The organism is Pseudarthrobacter sp. GQ63 (genome assembly GCF_059758765.1).
This window is the reverse complement of the sequence record NZ_JCAXEF010000013.1, coordinates 32617-49465: the sequence shown is the minus strand read 5'-3', so window position 1 is coordinate 49465 and position 16849 is coordinate 32617. Positions and strand designations below refer to the sequence as shown.

At 63.7% G+C, this 16849-nt stretch carries 11 protein-coding genes; 6 read left to right on the top strand and 5 right to left on the bottom strand.

Features of this window, described 5'->3' with window-relative positions:
• Positions 1 to 2564: 2564 nt before the first annotated feature.
• The 5 genes from trxA to AC6CHP_RS17245 form a co-directional block, all read right to left on the bottom strand.
• A complete protein-coding gene (gene trxA / locus AC6CHP_RS17265; protein WP_104186691.1) occupies positions 2565 to 2891 on the bottom strand; it encodes a thioredoxin in 327 nt (108 codons plus the stop codon).
• A 35-nt stretch (positions 2892 to 2926) separates the two neighbouring features.
• Positions 2927 to 3883, bottom strand: coding sequence for a thioredoxin-disulfide reductase (gene trxB, locus AC6CHP_RS17260; RefSeq protein ID WP_498231252.1), 957 nt, complete (start codon positions 3881 to 3883; stop codon positions 2927 to 2929).
• A 255-nt stretch (positions 3884 to 4138) separates the two neighbouring features.
• Positions 4139 to 5713, bottom strand: a complete 1575-nt coding sequence (locus AC6CHP_RS17255; protein WP_188728445.1) for a protein kinase family protein — start codon at positions 5711 to 5713, stop codon at positions 4139 to 4141.
• 165 nt (positions 5714 to 5878) lie between these two features.
• Positions 5879 to 8092: a murein biosynthesis integral membrane protein MurJ gene (murJ, locus tag AC6CHP_RS17250; protein ID WP_498231250.1), complete on the bottom strand. Its 2214-nt coding sequence runs from the start codon at positions 8090 to 8092 to the stop codon at positions 5879 to 5881.
• A 72-nt stretch (positions 8093 to 8164) separates the two neighbouring features.
• Positions 8165 to 8665: an NUDIX hydrolase gene (locus AC6CHP_RS17245; protein ID WP_104186702.1), complete on the bottom strand. Its 501-nt coding sequence runs from the start codon at positions 8663 to 8665 to the stop codon at positions 8165 to 8167.
• Positions 8666 to 8872: 207 nt separating this feature from the next.
• Here AC6CHP_RS17245 and AC6CHP_RS17240 point away from each other — a divergent pair, with 207 nt between their 5' ends.
• From AC6CHP_RS17240 to AC6CHP_RS17215, 6 genes are all read left to right on the top strand, one after another.
• Positions 8873 to 10396, top strand: a complete 1524-nt coding sequence (locus AC6CHP_RS17240; protein ID WP_498231248.1) for a CCA tRNA nucleotidyltransferase — start codon at positions 8873 to 8875, stop codon at positions 10394 to 10396.
• Positions 10393 to 10977 carry a histidine phosphatase family protein gene (locus AC6CHP_RS17235; protein ID WP_104186705.1) on the top strand — a complete coding sequence of 195 codons (585 nt, stop codon included), beginning with the start codon at positions 10393 to 10395 and terminating at the stop codon, positions 10975 to 10977. The genes AC6CHP_RS17240 and AC6CHP_RS17235 overlap by 4 nt, the downstream gene beginning before the upstream one ends.
• 589 nt (positions 10978 to 11566) lie before the next feature.
• Complete coding sequence (locus tag AC6CHP_RS17230) at positions 11567 to 11704, top strand: hypothetical protein (RefSeq protein ID WP_188810656.1); 138 nt, start codon at positions 11567 to 11569, stop codon at positions 11702 to 11704.
• A gap of 163 nt (positions 11705 to 11867) precedes the next feature.
• The gene (locus tag AC6CHP_RS17225) at positions 11868 to 13334 is read left to right on the top strand and encodes a glycosyltransferase family 87 protein (protein ID WP_498231246.1); all 1467 of its coding nucleotides are present in this window, start codon (positions 11868 to 11870) and stop codon (positions 13332 to 13334) included.
• Positions 13327 to 14775, top strand: a complete 1449-nt coding sequence (locus tag AC6CHP_RS17220; protein ID WP_377192512.1) for a phytoene desaturase family protein — start codon at positions 13327 to 13329, stop codon at positions 14773 to 14775. Before AC6CHP_RS17225 ends, AC6CHP_RS17220 begins: the two co-directional genes overlap by 8 nt.
• Positions 14776 to 14844: 69 nt before the next feature.
• Positions 14845 to 16833 carry a penicillin-binding transpeptidase domain-containing protein gene (locus AC6CHP_RS17215; protein ID WP_498231243.1) on the top strand — a complete coding sequence of 663 codons (1989 nt, stop codon included), beginning with the start codon at positions 14845 to 14847 and terminating at the stop codon, positions 16831 to 16833.
• Positions 16834 to 16849: the final 16 nt, after the last annotated feature.

Here is a 16849-nt window from a genome sequence, read left to right as displayed (position 1 = left end):
GCAGCAAGCCTCCATTGGTGAGTTTGACGCTTGGATCCCACCGTCACCTACCAACGTCCACGCAACTCGGGCTATGCGTCCATATTCGTGGCTGCAGAATACTTATGCGGGCTGTCGGCGACGCGAGCGGGCCTACGTCGGTTGTGTGAACGCACGGGAGCGATATCGCCTTAGCGAATAATAGCGATCTCTGAGCGCCGTGGGGTAAGCGCGACCCAGACGCGGATGGGTGTCGGCCATCCGTGGATATCGTTGTGGATAACTATGTGGACGATGCGGCTCTCTGATCCGTATTGAGCGCGCACAGAATCGCATCATGAGGTATCTAGTGGCCATTGTTAAAGCAACGATTAGGGTCCTGATGGAATGGAGTCGCATGCGTTTCACGTGAAACATGGTCGAGGAACAAGGAGAGGCACCTCACAGTCCCGATAATTCAGTCAGAAATGTTTACTTTGTACATACACAGCAGGCCCAGATGGCAGTGCGACTCTGAACTGCGAGGAGGCTGAGTAGGTTGAGTGCTAGCTGAAGCGCCGTATCGAAAACTTGACTGTCGGTGTCCGAGTTGCGCAGGACACGGACATGACTCCGTCGACCTGTGGATATCACTGTGAATACCGGACGCTGCATCTGTGGAAAAGCATGTGGATATCCTGCCGCCACCAGACCCTTTCCCGCTATATTTCAGAGTAAAAACTACCCCAAAATCTCGTGAGGCGGCACTTTAGTCTGGATGCTTCAAAGCCAAGAGAGCACAATCCACGAGTAAGCCAGGTGATGTAGTCCGGCATGTACAGGTGTCGTCTGCGAGAATCCACGCCGCCGGTTCTCCGCTTCCCCGCGGCACTTGGAGGATGATTGCTCTTCTGTGATTCGGAACGCCGCAACGATCTCGATCAATCGGGGCATTCTTGTGGGTCACCTGTGGCCCGACCGCTACGACCTCAGTACTCTGGGCTCCCGTGGCCAATTCTGGTGTGAGACGAGTGCAAAGGAACAGTAAGGGCTTGTGCCGCGGTCAATCACGAGTCGGTCACTGAACGGACGCTGTCGCGTTCTGGCGCTACGGGCGTTTAGGCAGTTCGGAATGCGACAGAACGGGCTCACCGCTGGGGTTCGGTGCCGCGACATCGACTTGGAAGGTTCCACGCGGTCCAGCGGCGACCCTTAGCCATGCATGTTTCACGTGAAACGGCGTCCCCTGTCCCAAGTTCACTGAGTTCGGCTTCGGATTGCCATTGCTGTCAACGGAATTCTTGGAGTGACCTCGTGCGACCTAGGCGGATGCATATCTCCCTATGCCCGTTACCGACTACGTCTGCAAGCGACAGGTCACAGTCGCCGGACGACTAGTCTGGATGGTTAGGGAACGCTGTGTCTCTGCTCGTGCAGGATGTCACTGTTCTAGGAAATGCTTGCTGAGTGCTCCCAGTTGCCCTTGAGCAGGGCACCGCAGTGAGTTTGGTACGCGGAGCGTCCATCACTCACGAAAACCCGTTGCCTACAGGTTCTCTGGATAGTCGCGCCTGTATAATCGTCCACTGCGCCCTCGAGTGCCCGGTGATTGACGGAATGAAAAGCCCTCTCGAGCCACGCATCAGTTGAAGTGTTGGTGTTTCGAATGTTGCGGCGAATGTGCGGAAGGCCCAACGGCTCGAGGTGCTGCCCGTAGGACTGTTGGACGCACTCTTGCCTGGTAGGAACGCCTGGGAGATCTGGCTAGGCTCGCCAAGGCTATAAGGCACCCCAAGATGGACACGCCTGTACCAGTGCGCCTACTGCAACGCGTGGCTAGGTGCCACCTAAGCCGTTCCTACTCGTGACGGGTCACCGAATATGTCGATTAGGGCGCAACCCGCCGGCTGTAGCAAGAACCTTAGGTTTTATTCGTCATTTGCAGTATTTATGCCCCTTTGTTTCACGTGAAACGGCCGGGTGCCGCTAAATGTTTCACGTGAAACAGGCCGACTCCGTCACACCTTGGCTAGTTCTGCCTGGTTCACCGACATCGCGTACCAAGGTCCCCACTGATCTACCTGAGGCTACTTCCCTCGGCGTGTATGGAGGCGGAACCGACGTTCTACTGCCTTAGCCCTGCTCAACAAGCGCGTACGCGTGGGTCGCCATAGCGTCCTGGAAATAGGGACATCCGGGCTACTGAAGCTGTCGTGAGAAGCAACTGGTCCGGGGCCTCGGAGAACCGGTGACAACATGCACCGTCACCGGGTGGAATATGGAATGCTGCACCAAAAGCATGCGAAACCCTTCGTATGGTGATTGATGTAGTTGGGAACGCGATTCGGGACCCGTCTTGCACGAGACCCCTACTTCCATTCCTGCTCGTGGTGGCGCGCCAACTAGCTATTGCAGACAGCGCGACTGTTTCACGTGAAACAGTCCAAAAGTTCCAGGTCGAAATCATCACGGCGTACCCGAACCTTAGGGAGCGCCGACCGATCTGTGCGAGATAGGTGGACTTATGCATTGTGCGAACAAAAAAGTGGCCACCGCTCCTGCAGTGGCCACTTTTTAGTGCTCGACTCATACGAGCCCGTGAGAGTTTAGGACAGGACGTCCGCAAATTCCTTTTCAAAGAACTGCTTCGGCTTTGCGCCGATGACCGTACTCTTCACTTCCCCACCCTGGAAAAGGTAGACGGCCGGGATCGACGTAATGCCGTATTCGGCGGCGATCGCGGGGTTATCGTCCACGTTCACCTTGACGACGTCCACCTTCTCGCTGTACTCGACCGAGATTTCATCCAGGATGGGACCCAGTTTGCGGCAGGGACCGCACCATTCAGCCCAAAAATCAACGATTACCGGCTTGTCGGAGGACAGTACGTCCGTGCTGAAACTTGCGTCTGTTACGTCTTTTGCGTTGCTCATAACCTGATCTCTCTCTTCGGGTATCGTGGCGGTACTTACGCGGGCAAGTCTGCGAGGTAGTGCTCAACATCAATTGCCGCTACACAGCCGGAGCCGGAAGCGGTGATCGCCTGGCGGTAGGTGGGGTCCACCACGTCACCGGCTGCAAACACTCCGGGAATGCTGGTTCTCGAGCTGCGTCCTTCGACGGCGATGGTGCCCTCAGGGGTGAGGTCCAGAATGTCCTTGACCAACTCGGTCCTCGGGTCGTTGCCGATCGCAACGAACACGCCTGTTACTGCGAGATTCGAAACACTGCCGTCGATTAGGTTCTTGATCTTCAGCCCGGTGACCTTGTCCTCGCCGATGACGTCGTCCACAGTGCTGTTCCAGACAAAGCTGATCTTCTCGTGGGCCAGGGCACGGTCAGCCATGATCTTGGAAGCCTTGAGGGAGTCCCGGCGGTGCACAACCGTGACCGTCCTGGCAAACTTGGTGAGGAACAGGGCCTCCTCCATGGCGGAGTCGCCACCTCCGATCACGGCAATGTCCTGATCCTTGAAAAAGAAACCGTCGCAGGTTGCACACCAGCTAACTCCGTGTCCGGAGAGGCGCTTTTCGTTCGGCAGGCCCAATTCGCGGTAGGCCGATCCCGTGGAGAGAATGACGGCTTTTGCCTTGAAGCTCTCACCGGTGGCGATGGTGACCGTCTTTACCGGGCCTTCAAGTTCAAGACTCGTAACGTCCTCGAACTGGATCTCCGTGCCGAAGCGGACAGCCTGCTTTTCGAAGTTCTCCATGAGGTCCGGACCCATGATCCCTTCCGGAAACCCCGGATAGTTCTCAACGTCTGTGGTGTTCATCAGTTCGCCGCCGGCAGTGACGGAGCCGGCAAGCATCAGCGGCTTCAGGTTGGCACGTGCTGTGTAGACAGCTGCCGTGTAACCGGCCGGGCCTGAACCGACAATGATGACATCACGTACATCGGACGCGGTGTTTTCTGCGATGGTCACTGAACGGTGAACCTCTTCCTTGGTTGACGCGCCCCTCGTGGAGGCCGGCCACATGGCACAACTGCTGGGTGTTCCTGATTATTCCGGCGCCTGGACATGGTGGACCACCGGTACACGGCAGGTCGCCGTCACCGTAGGCGCCCTTTCAAGGTTACCGCCCCGGCAAGGGGCCGCCGCCTGCTGCAGGGTTTGATCAGAGTTCCGCCTTCGTGCCGGCCGTGGCCGTCCCGAAGGCTACAGCCAGAAGGAACCTGGTTACTGGACCTTGATCTCGGCGAGCCGGATGCCGAATCCGTAGCGGGTCTTCGGAGCAGCCAGCCGCGGCAGGGAGTTGATGGAGACGATCACATACTCGGCCTCCACGGGCTCCGCCAAAGGTATGGTCAGGTCAGTGGACGTGAAGCTGTTGGTTCCTACTGCTTTAGCCCCATCCAGTGCAGGACGGTCGTTGGTATAGACAGTGATGTTGCCGCCGGAGCCACCAAGCTGCGAAAGCGTAATGGAGGACACCATGGCCGGGTTCTCGAGCTTCACCACTAGGGGCACGCCCTGGGGTGCCAGTCCGCCCCAGTTCTCGGTGGCGAACTCCATGTCGGACCAGAAGCTCGCGGCGTTACCGTCGTACGCCCTGACGAGGTCGCCGTCAAAGGTGGCAGCAAAGTCGAAGTTGCCCTGCCTAGTGATGCTCTCGATGGCCGGGGGTGCAGCGGGCGGTGCCGTTGTGGGTGCCTGCGTCGGAGCCGAGGTGTCTTCAGGAGCGCTGCTGTTGGTGCCGGGTGCCGTGGGCACCGCCTGCGGCTGCGAGGTGAACAGGCTGCCGAGGTTGGTGACGGCAAACACCAGTCCGGCAATGAGCACCACCGCCAGCAGTCCACCAACCAACCAGCGCATGGACCGGGGCTCGCGGGCAGGTTCGTCACGGTCGTCGTCGTCATAACGGTCCTGATCGGGGACGGACGCACCGCCACCAGCTGCCGGTGCAGCCGACCGTGCAAAAACGGAAGATTTCTTCTTCTTGGTCTCTGGTTCGTCGTCGGCTGACGAGTCCATCGGGGCATGCTCTTCAGCGTGCGCGTAATCGTCATCGGACCACAGCGACACCTTGGGCTTACCGGCCGGTGAGCCGGGTGATCCTTGCGTGTGGCCTACAGCCGGCGTGTGGGCGGTCTGGTGGTCCTCGGGGCGTGCTGACCGATCGGTTCCGGAGCCGGAGGCAGCGGCCGCACCTGCGGCTCCTCCCGCAGCAAGAGCTCCACCGGCTGCCGCTGCCCGGCCTCCAGCGGAGGCCCCGTTGGACGAGCGTCCAGAGGAAGGCGCGGCAGCGGGACGAACTGGTGGTTTCGGGGGAACAGCCGGCGCTGCACGGTAAGGATCCACCTGGCTGGCGTGGTTGTCCGAGTAGTTGATGTAACCGGCTTCTACATGGTCTTCATCGTCGTAGGGTTCCGGCTCGTTCGACCGCGGCTGGCCAAAGATTTCGCTTCCCAGGGTGTCCGTGAAAAACGGTTCCACGTAGGGAGGATTGGAGGCCACCACCAGGTCCAGCAGATCCGCTGCAGAAGTGTGGTTGGTGATGAGGTAGGTGGCTGCCTCGCTCATGCCGAGGTCCAGGACCTGGACGGTGCCGGGACGTTCGCCGGTGGCCACTTCGCGGGCGCTCTGGGCAACCTGTTCGGTGTTGCCGGGTCCGGCCACCAGTATGCTGACGGGACGGTTCAGGACCTGATCCACACCGTCCAGCACCAGATCGTGGTCGTGCGACGCCAATACCGTGGCAGTGACCTTGTAGCGGCCACCCAGTACTGATCCGACATCGATCGGGTTGGACACGTGTTCCTCCTAGACTGTCCGGGATTGCCGGCTTGAATAATGCAACCACCGTCCAGGAGCCGGCGGGCGCCTGACCCCTGGATGCAACTACCCCTGTACCTTTCCGATCCTAGCCGATTGCGTCCCTTCCACCTTGGACGACGGCGGCCGGAAACCGCGGGAACGTCACTTTTTCCGGGGTTTCCTCGGCTTGAAATGGGGGTTCTCGCCGGGCTTCCCCTGGAAGGTGCGGCGCCCTGGAAGGGGGATCTGCTCCCGCAGGAAGCCGCCCCGTGCCGTGCTGGGCTGGTCCTCCCCGGGGAGGTAGTCGCCGTCGGACGTTGGCGGGCCATCGCCGTCGAGCGGTTCCTTCCCCCGCGCCCCGAGCCCGGGCGCCTCCTGTTCCGGGGCCGGCCCGGCCCTGAAGGATACGGCGTCGAACTCACCGGAAATCCTGGGGATGAGGCCCGTGTCAACGGACGTGGTGGGACGGTCCGGCTGCTGGCGCCCACCGGACGGTGAATCAGACGGTGAATCAGACGGCGAGTCTGATCGGGAACCGGATGGGGAATCTGACGGCGAACCGGAGGGCGAGTCCGACGGCGGGGTCCCGCCTCCAGCGGGAGGTGCGGCCGGTCCACCGCGCCCCAGCCGGCCGAGGAGGGGCCGGAGAAGGTCGCGAAGTTCGGAAACCCGGAACAGCTTAAGGAGGAAGAAGTAGGCCACCAGCATGATTGGGCCCACCACGACGACGGTGATGAGGGCTGACAGCCTGTCCTGCCAGGCAAACCCGTCCGGACAATAGCTCCCCAGGAGCCACAGGGCACCGGCTCCGGCGATGGCGGAACCAAGCGCTGCGTACCCCATGCGGATGTAGGAGTTGGCGATCCGTGGCCCGTCCAGGTGACCCAGGAGGCGCCGCAGGAACCAGGCGCTGATGACCACGGAGAGGATGTTGCCCACCATGTAGAGGACCGCGATGGCGTAGATGATCTGCGTGACCGGCAGGAACTGGATGGCGAACGCCCCGGCCACGTAGACAATGGCCAGGAGCAGCTGGACGTAGAACGGTGTGCGCGCATCCTCATTGGCGTAGAAGACACGGGACATCATGAAGTTGGCGCTCATGAACGGCGTGCTCAGCGCCAGGATGGTGAGCGTCTGGGCCAGCATCACTCCGTCCTGGCGGAGCCCGCCCGAGAAGAACATGCCCAGGGGACCTGCCAGGGCAAACAGCGCCAGCGCACCGAACACGGTTGCCACCGCCATGGTCCGCAGGCCGTGCGAGAGGGCGTCACGCAATGCATCACGGTTGCCGTCCTGGGAGGCCCGGGTCATCCGGTTGAACAGCACCGTGGCCAGGGACAGGGCAATGATGGAGTGCGGCAGCAGGTAGAGCTGGCTGGCCACCTCCAGCACGGCGTTTCCTGGCAGCATAAAGGCCGCGGGGTCCCCCGCCTGCTGCAGCCGGATGCGCTCGGCGCCGGGAATGGTTGCGATGCGCATGACGTACAGGAAGGCGAGCTGGCCGACGGCGGCAGTCAGCAGGGTCCAGACGCTCAGCTTGGCTGCCTGGCCCAGTCCCACCCCCCGCCACCCGAAACGCGGGCGGATCCCCAGCTTGAGCCGCATCACGGGGATCATCAGGATGGCTGTTTGTGCAACGACACCGATGGTTGAGAACCCGGCCACCAGGAGGGTTTGTGTGTCGCCCCAGTTGTCGAGGGTGTGCGGGTTCACCTTGTTCTCGCCGAAAATCCAGATGAACATCCCCAGGCCGGCAATCGCCACCAGGTTGTTAAGGATGGGTGCCCACATGGCGGGGCCAAAGGCTCCGTTGGCATTCAGGACCTGGGTCAGGAGGGCATAGAGGCCGTAGAAGAAGATCTGCGGCAGGCACCAGAAAGCGAAGGCCACGGCCAGCGCTTTCTGCTGCGGAGTGTATCCCTGCGTTGTGAGTTCAATAACCCAGGGGGCCGCCAGCGTCACCAGCGCCGTCAGTCCCAGCAGGAGCAGCACAGCCAGCGTCAGCAGCCGGCTGATGTAGTCCGCTCCCCTGTCCGGGGCCTTGCTTGCCTTGATGATCTGCGGGACCAGGACAGCGTTGAACACCCCGCCCGCCACGAGCAGGAAGATCAGGTTGGGCAGGTTGTTCGCATTGATGAAGGTGTCATTGACAGTGGAGCCCAGGCCGAGGGCCGTGCCCAGCATCCAGGTCTTGCCAAAGCCCAGGAACCGGGACACGAGCGTCCCTGCGGCCATGATGGCACTGGACCGTGTTTCACTGGCAGCCACGGCGCCAGGGGTGCTGTCCGGGCCCGCCGGCTCGGGGGGAACGCCGTCCGGGGCGGCGTCGCCGGGCCGGCCGGCTTTATCGGAAGGAAAGTTGGTAGCTGACATCGACTTCATCGTCTCACCCGAAGGCGGTTAAAGCCGCAACGCCGGGGCCCTGAGCCCGGGATACCTGCAGTCCTAGAGGTGCTCCGGGAGGACCTCGCGGGCGAGGTCGGCAATCCGGCGCTCGTTGGGGAAGGACAGCTTCCGGGCCAGCTCCTGGATGGGAACCCACGCCACGTCCACGGCTTCCTGGTCCGGATCGTTCTCGATGGTCAGTTCGCCGCCCGTTGCCCGCAGGAGGTAATGGTGGACCGTCTTGTGGACCCGGTGGCCGCTGACTGTAAACCAGTAGTCAATGCTTCCGAGCGGCGCGAGGATGTCCCCCTCGATGCCGGTTTCTTCGGCAATTTCCCGGACCGCTGCCTGCTCGTTGTTTTCCTTGCCCTCCGGATGGCCCTTGGGCAGGCACCATTCCAAACGTCCGCCGCGGTTAAGGCGGGCGATGATCGCAACCCTCAACTCGGCGTCGGACGTGTCCACTACAACACCGCCGGCAGAGACCTCCTCAACCGTGGGCAGCGATGCCGGTGCCGCATGCTGGGCAGGGGCAACGTGCGCACCGATTGCCGACGGCAATGGTGCGTTTGTCCTCCTGCCGGGAGCGCTCGGTACTGGATGGGCCATGGAGTCCACTCTAACGACTGTTGCCCGTTCGTGATGACCGGAACATGACACCAACATGGACTGCATATGACGCACTTTGCCGGCGGTGGAGTGATTCCGCACGATCTTGACCGTATTTTGGCCTGCCGACGCGCTGGTTTCTGACAAGCTTAAGTAACTATGGCTCACGCACATCACAAGACTGATTCCCCGACCGTTGATTTCCAGGTGGACCCGGTGGTCCTGGAGCTCGGCCGGCGCTTCGTGGACGCCGGCCACGAGCTGTCACTGGTGGGCGGCCCGGTGCGTGACCTTTTCCTGGGCCGGACCTCCCCGGACCTGGACTTCACCACCGATGCCACCCCGGACCAGACGGTTGCCCTCATCAAGAAGTGGGCGGACAACTACTGGGAGATCGGCCGCGCCTTCGGAACCATCGGCATGCGCAAGGCAGGCTTCCAGATCGAAATCACCACCTACCGGGCGGAGGCGTACGATCCCGATTCCCGCAAGCCCGTAGTGGCCTTCGGTTCGTCCCTGACAGATGACCTGCTCCGGCGCGACTTCACCATTAACGCCATGGCCCTGAAGCTGCCCTCCCTGGAACTGGTGGATCCTTTTGGCGGCGTACGCGACCTCCATGCCTCCGTGCTGGCCACTCCCGGGGCGCCGGAAGCGTCCTTCTCGGATGATCCGCTGAGGATGATGCGCGCGGCGCGCTTCGCCGCCCAGCTTGGAGTCTCCGTCCACGAGGACGTCCGGCAGGCCATGACGCAGATGGCCGAACGGATCACCATCATTTCCGCCGAACGGGTGCGGGACGAACTGGTCAAGCTCATCTGCGGCGCCCGCCCGCGCGTCGGCGTGGACCTGCTGGTGGACACAGGACTCGCCGAGTTCGTGCTGCCCGAGGTTTCGGCGCTGCGGCTGGAATCGGACGAGCACCACCGGCACAAGGACGTCTACCAGCACTCCCTGCAGGTCCTGGAACAGGCAGCGGAGCTGGAGACGGACAGTGAGGGCCCGGTGCCAGGTCCGGACTTTGTGCTGCGCTTCGCAGCATTAATGCACGACGTCGGGAAGCCGGCGACGCGCCGCTTCGAACCGGGCGGCGCGGTGAGCTTCCGGCACCACGACATGGTGGGAGCGAAGCTCACCTCCAAACGGATGAAGGCGCTGCGTTTCGATAACGACACCACCAAAGCCGTGGCCCGCCTCGTGGAGCTCCATATGCGCTTCTACGGTTACGGGGACGCCGGCTGGAGCGACTCCGCAGTCCGCCGCTACGTGACCGATGCCGGGCCGCTGCTGGAAAGGCTGCACCGGCTCACCCGCTCCGACGTCACCACCCGCAACCAGCGGAAAGCCGAACGCCTGGCCTTCGCCTACGATGACCTCGAGGCCCGCATTGCCGCCCTCCGCGAACAGGAATCGCTGGATGCCGTGCGGCCGGACCTTGACGGCGCCCGGATCATGGCCCTGCTGGGCATCAAGCCCGGTCCGGTGGTGGGGCGTGCCTACAAGTTCCTGCTTAACGAGCGGATGGAGAACGGTCCGCTGCCTGCGGGGGAAGCGGAAGCACGCCTGCTCCGCTGGTGGGCAGGCCAGCCTGAATCAGCAGATGCCGTCCCCCCATCCCCGGCGCCTGACGCTGGAACGTCGCCCGCCGTCGTCGAGCCGTCCCCTTCTGAGGAGTCCAAGTGACCAGTCCTGCCCTTGCCCCCCGGCCCCAGCTCTGGATCCTCCGCCACGGCGAGACGGAATGGTCCAAGAGCGGCCAGTACACCGGGCTCACGGACCTTCCGCTGACCGTCGAGGGTGAACAGCAGGCCGTGGAAGCCCGGAAGGTGCTGGATCCGGTCGACTTCGACCTGGTGCTCACCTCGCCGTTGAGGCGCGCGCGGCGGACGGCCGAGCTTGCCGGCTTCCCCGACGCCCAGCACGAACCTATGGCTGTTGAGTGGAACTACGGCGATTACGAAGGGATCAGCTCGGACCTGATCCGCAAGGACAATCCGGACTACCTCATCTGGACCCACGGCGTTCCCAACGGCGAAACGCTGGACGAGGTGGCCGCCAGGGCAGACAAAATTATCGGGCGCGTGCTCGAGTCCGGCATGGACAATGTGCTGATTGTGGCCCACGGCCATTTCTCAAGGATCCTTACCGCACGCTGGCTGGAATTGCCGCCTGCCGAAGGCCGCCATTTTATTCTGGGTACCGCAAAAGTCTGCACTCTCGGGTGGGACAAAAAGACGCCTGCGATCGTCCGATGGGGTCTCTAAAAGAGACCACCAAAATAAGGTTGGACAATTTTTGGATATTAAGTAGCCAATAGTCCAACCGGTGGTGTAATTTTATTCCTGATCCCAGAGCGTCTTGCCGGGATCGCGGCGCACGCTGCCGGGTCCTTGGCCCGTGCGGCGGCAGAGCAGAAAAGGAGGTTGGGAAAATGATTACTTTGACTAGCGGATGGAAGATGACCATCACCGCTGCCCCGGCCCCTGATGCTTTTGCGCGCCCCTTTAGGGATTACGCCGGCTCCTAGCCGCTACTGCCGCCTGGAGCCCAGGCAGCAGCGTTCCGCAGCGGGCACCGGTCCGGCAGTGGCTGGACACCGGCTTAGTGCAGGTGCAACTCCTCCAACCGTTCTGGCGGGATCGCGGACTTCCCCCTTCGCATTCTTCCGTCTTTCTTCCCTGCGCAATGCTGCTTTAGTGCAGATGTGCAGGGAATTGGCGCCAGTTTCTGCGTAATTCTATTCGTGCTGCCCATAATGCCCTGCTGCATTCTTTGATATATCCGCCATAAAAGGGCTCAATTGCCGTGCCCATTTATGCATGCCGAACCCCACATGGAAAGGAGGTGATGGCCATGAAAAAGTTCCGAAAACTCCTACTGCCGGCCCAAGGACGGCGCAGCAGCCGGAGGAAGTTCAACGAGACCCTGTTGGAAAAGCAGCGCGAAGATGTATTCGTCCTGATGCACCAGCAGATCGGCGGTACCCGCTAGGGACGATGCCGCCCGGATGACCCGGGCAGCCACGAAGAAGTACCTTCGCCAGGAGGCACCGTGAACACCAGCGAACCTGTGGCCGGAGCCCACGCGGTCGACGCGTGGGCTCCGCCGTCCGTGGCGCCAACCGGGTCCCGGGCACGGCGGTAAGCTCGAAGCCATGGAGGACACCCAGCCGCCCGAGCATCGAGGAAGGCTGCGCCTCGTTGTTCCAAGCCGCAGCGATATCCTCCTGAGGAACTTCACGGAATTGGTGGGCGGCCCCCTTGGGTCCCGGTCCGCGCCGGGCATTGTTTCCCCCGGTGTCTTCACCGTGGAGCGGGTACTGATCCTGCTGACCGTCCTGGCGGCACTGGCAGGCATCCTGCTGAAGGGATACTGCCGTGCCAACGGATGGGAATCCCCCACCCAGTTCTACGCCACCTGCTATTCCGACTTCCCCGAACTATTCCGGAACCGCGGACTGGCAGACGGCAACTTTCCCATCCTGGGCACGGGGAGCCAGTTTGAGTACCCTGTCCTGACCGGCCTTATTGCCGGGATAACGGCCTGGCTGGTCCCCGGCGCCGGAACCCCGGATGCCCGGATCCTGGCCTACTTCGACATCAATGCCGCCCTTCTGGCCGCCGCCGCGGTGGTCACGGTCCTGGCCACCGCCCGGATGGGCGCCCGCCGGCCCTGGGACGCAGCCATGGTGGCTTTGGCGCCGGGCATCATCCTGGCCGGCACCATCAACTGGGATCTCTGGGCGGTGGCCCTGCTTGCCGTGGGCATGTACTTCTTCTCCCGGGAGCGGCTGGTACTGGCGGGAGTCTTCATCGGGCTTGCCACGGCCGCCAAGCTGTATCCACTGCTCATTCTGGGCGCCATCCTCCTGCTTGCCCTCCGGACCGGACGGTTCCAGCCGTTCCTCAAGACTGCGGGGGCCGCGGCCGCCTCGTGGACCGTTGTCAACCTCCCCTTCGCCGTCGCTAATTTCCCGGGCTGGGCCTACTTCTTCCAGTTCTCGGCAGACCGCGGCGCCGGCTACAGCTCACCATGGTTCGCATACAACCTGGTGCTTGGCCGGTTAAGGGGGCAGGAACTGAGCGGTGCAGCCGTAGACCTGCTGTCTCTCGGCTTGTTTGCGATTGGCTGCGGCCTCATCGCCCTTGTTGCCCTGACCGCACCGCGCCGCCCGCGCCTGGCCCAGCTTGCCTTCCTGATTGTGGCGGCCTTCATCCTGACCAACAAGGTGTATTCACCGCAATTTGTTGTATGGCTGATCCCGCTCCTCGCGCTGGCCAGGCCGCGGTGGCGCGACTTCCTGGTCTGGCAGGGCATCGAGGGCCTCCACTGGGCTGCGGTGTGGATGTACCTTGGACAGGTGACCAGCGCAGGCTCCTCCCAGCACAACCTGGATATGCCCTACTACGTCCTGGCCGTGGCCGCGCACATGCTGGCCCTCGCCTACCTGATGGCGCGGGTGACCTGGGACATCTACGACCCCACCTACGATCCCATCCGCCGGCACCACCTGGACGATCCGCACGGCGGTCCGTTCAACGGGGCACCGGACAGGTTCCGGCTGAACCTGCGCCGCCGGGCCGGTTCCACGCTCCCGCAAAAGGCAGCATCCGATGCCTGACGTGACGGTGGTGGGCGCAGGACCCAACGGGCTGGCCGCCGCGGCCGTCATGGCGCGGGCAGGGCTTACCGTGGAGGTCTTCGAAGCCGCGCCCGTGGTCGGCGGCGGAACCCGTACGGCAGAACTCATGCAGCCGGGCCACTTCCACGACGTCTGCTCGGCCGTTCATCCAATGGCACTGGCCTCGCCCTTCTTCCGGGCCTTCGAGCTTTCCCGGCGGATGGAGCTTGTCACTCCTGAGCTCTCCTTCGGATCACCGCTGGACGGCGGACGGTCCGCCCTCGCCTACCGGTCGCTTGACCGGACCGCAGCGGGACTCGGCCGGGACGGCGCTGCGTACCGGCGGCTGATGGGCCCCATCGTGCGGAACATCGACGACGTTATGGACTTCACGCAGAACCAGCTCTTCCGCCTTCCCCGCAATCCCGTGGCCGCGGGCATTTTCGGCCTGCGGACCCTGGAGCAAGGCTCGGGCCTCTGGAATGCCAGGTTCCGCGAGGAGCCAGCTCCTGCCCTCCTCAGCGGTGTTGCGGCCCATGCCGTGTCCCGCCTTCCGTCCCTGGCCGCGTCCGGAGCAGGGCTGATGCTCGGGGCACTGGGCCACGCTGAAGGATGGCCCATTCCCCTGGGTGGATCTGCTGCCATCGCCGCCGCCCTGGCAACGGACATCGAGGCGCATGGCGGCACCCTTCACACAAACACCCCCATCAACCGGTTGACGGACCTTCCCCCGGCGCGGGCCACGCTCCTTGATGTCGCGCCGCGCGGACTGGTGGACATGGCCGGTGACTCCCTTCCCGCCCGCTACCGCAAAGCCCTGGAGTCATTCCGCTACGGGAACGGATCGTGCAAGGTGGACTTCATCCTGTCCGGCCCCGTGCCGTGGCAGGCGGCGGAACTGGCTGACGCCGGAACAGTCCACGTAGGCGGAACCAGGGAGGAACTGGCACACGCGGAAAACGAGGTCAGTGCCGGCCGGCACCCCGAACGGCCCTACGTGCTGGTGGCCCAGCCGTCCCGGTTCGACCCACGGCGCGCTCCCGCCGGCCGCCACACCCTGTGGACCTACTGCCACGTACCGGCCGGTTCAACCAAGGACATGGCGGAAGCCATCACCGCACAGCTGGAGAGGTTTGCCCCCGGTTTCAGGGACCTCGTGGTGGACACCAACGTGGTGACGGCGGCGCAGCTGGCAGAGTACAACCGGAACTACATCGGCGGGGACTTCAGCGCCGGCACCATGGACCTTCGCGGCCTGGTTCAGCGGCCCGTAGTATCCCGGCATCCATGGCGCACTCCCCTGCGCGGCGTCTACCTTTGTTCCTCCTCCACGCCGCCCGGCCCTGGGGTCACCGGCATGCCCGGCCTGCACGCGGCAACCCATGCGCTGAAGGACATATTCCACCTGCCCGTTCCGTCGTTGGGCCTGGGTGGCGCATAGCAGCCGGCAGCGCCCGTAGAACCGCCAGCATGGCCGGACGCACTGCATGTCCCGGGGCATAATGGCCGAATGGGGAAATCAACAAAACTTTCTGTTGCCGTAGCTGCGCTCGTTCTGGGAACCTCTTTGGTGGCCTGCGACGACGGCAGGAGCGGGGCAGAAACCGCAGCACAGCAATTTGCCACAGCCGTTTCGGGACTAGATGTTGCGGGGGTGGCCTTCGACGGCAAGGACGCCGCTGCCGCCAACGACCAGCTGCGCGGCGTGTTCAAGGCACTGGATCCACAGAAGCCCGCGGTTGAAGCAGGCGGCATCACCCTGGACGGCGACAACGCCTCGGCGCCTTTGAACTACACCTGGAAATTCGGCGATGCAGAGTGGAAATACACCGTACCGGCGAACTTCAAGAAGTCCGGGGACAAATGGCTTACGGTCTGGGACCCGGCAACCCTGGCACCCGGCCTCGCGGACAGCGAGATCCTCACCAAAGGCGCCCAGTCCCCGCAGCGCGCGGATATCCTCGGGGCGGGGGACGTCCCCCTGGTCACCTACCGTCCCGTGGTGAACGTCGGCATCGACAAGCCCCAGCTCGGCACTGCCGACCCCACCGACGCTGCCACCAGGCTCGCTGCCCTCGTCGGGGTTGACCCGGCCGGCTACGTCCAGCAGGTGCAGGCCTCCGGCGCGGAAGCCTTTGTTTCAGCGATTACCCTGCGGGAAGAAGGCCGCACCATCACCAACGAGCAGATTGCAGCCATCCCCGGCGCCCGTGCCATTCCCGCCTCGGTGCCGCTGGCACCCAGCCGGACCTTCGCCCGAGCCGTGCTCGGCACTGTCGGGGAAGCCACTGCTGAGCAGATCGAAGCCTCGGAAGGTGCCCTGTCAGCGGGCGATGTGACCGGCATCGGCGGGTTGCAGCAGCAGTACGACGAACAGCTCAGGGGGACGGACGCCGTCGTAATCCGCGCGCAGCGCGCCGACCTGACGCGCGAACAGATCCAGTCCGCAGCAACTGACCCCCGGCGCGTGCTCTTTGAAGTGGCGCCTGAGCCCGGTACACCGCTGAAGACCACCATCGACCCGACGCTGCAGGCACTGGCGGAGACCACCCTGGAGGAAGTCGGCCCGGCGTCGGCGATCGTGGCGCTGCGCCCTTCCAGCGGTGCCGTCCTGGCCGTGGCCTCGGGTCCCGGCAGTAACGGCTACAACACGGCCATGCTGGGCCAGTACGCGCCCGGGTCGATCTTCAAGATGGTGGACTCGCTCGCCATGTTCCGCAACGGGCTGACCCCTGATTTCAAGGTTGAGTGCACGCCGACGCTGACGGTGGACGGGCGCACCTTCAAGAACGCCGACGGTTATCCCGAAAGCTCCCTGGGCTCCGTCACCCTGCGTGACGCCTTTGCGCATTCCTGCAATACGGCGTTCATCGCCGCCCGGGACACCGTGTCACAAGGACAGCTCGAGGCTGCCGCCCTGGCCATGGGCATCGCCGTCGAAGCGCCGTCCCTGGGCGCAGACGCGTTCCTCGGATCCGTCCCCGGCGAGGCGGCAGGGACGGAGCACGCCGCGTCCATGATCGGGCAGGGCAAGGTCCTGCTTTCTCCCCTGGCGGCGGCCATGATGGCAGGCTCCGTGGCCAAGGGCGCGCCGGTGTCGCCCCAGCTGGTCCTCAATCCCGACGGCGGTGCTGCCGCTGCCGGCACGACGAGCGGTTCCACGGCGCCGGCGGCGCAGCCTTCCGCCACCGCCACGGCGGAAGCGCCGTCGACGGCCTCGGGTGAGCCGATCACCGCTGCCGAGGCCGCTTCGCTGGCTGACATGATGCGCGCCGTGGTCACCTCCGGGCATGCAGGCTTCCTGGCGAGCGTTCCCGGTGAACCCGTGGGCGCGAAGACCGGGACGGCTGAATTCGGCAAAGAGACTCCCCCGAAGACGCATGCCTGGATCGTGGCTGTCCACGGGGACCTGGCAGTGGCTGTGTTCGTGGAGGACGGCGGACTGGGAGCGACGACGTCCGGGCCGCTGCTGAAGGAGTTCCTCACCGCAGCCGGGTAGCCGTGGCCGTGGGAAG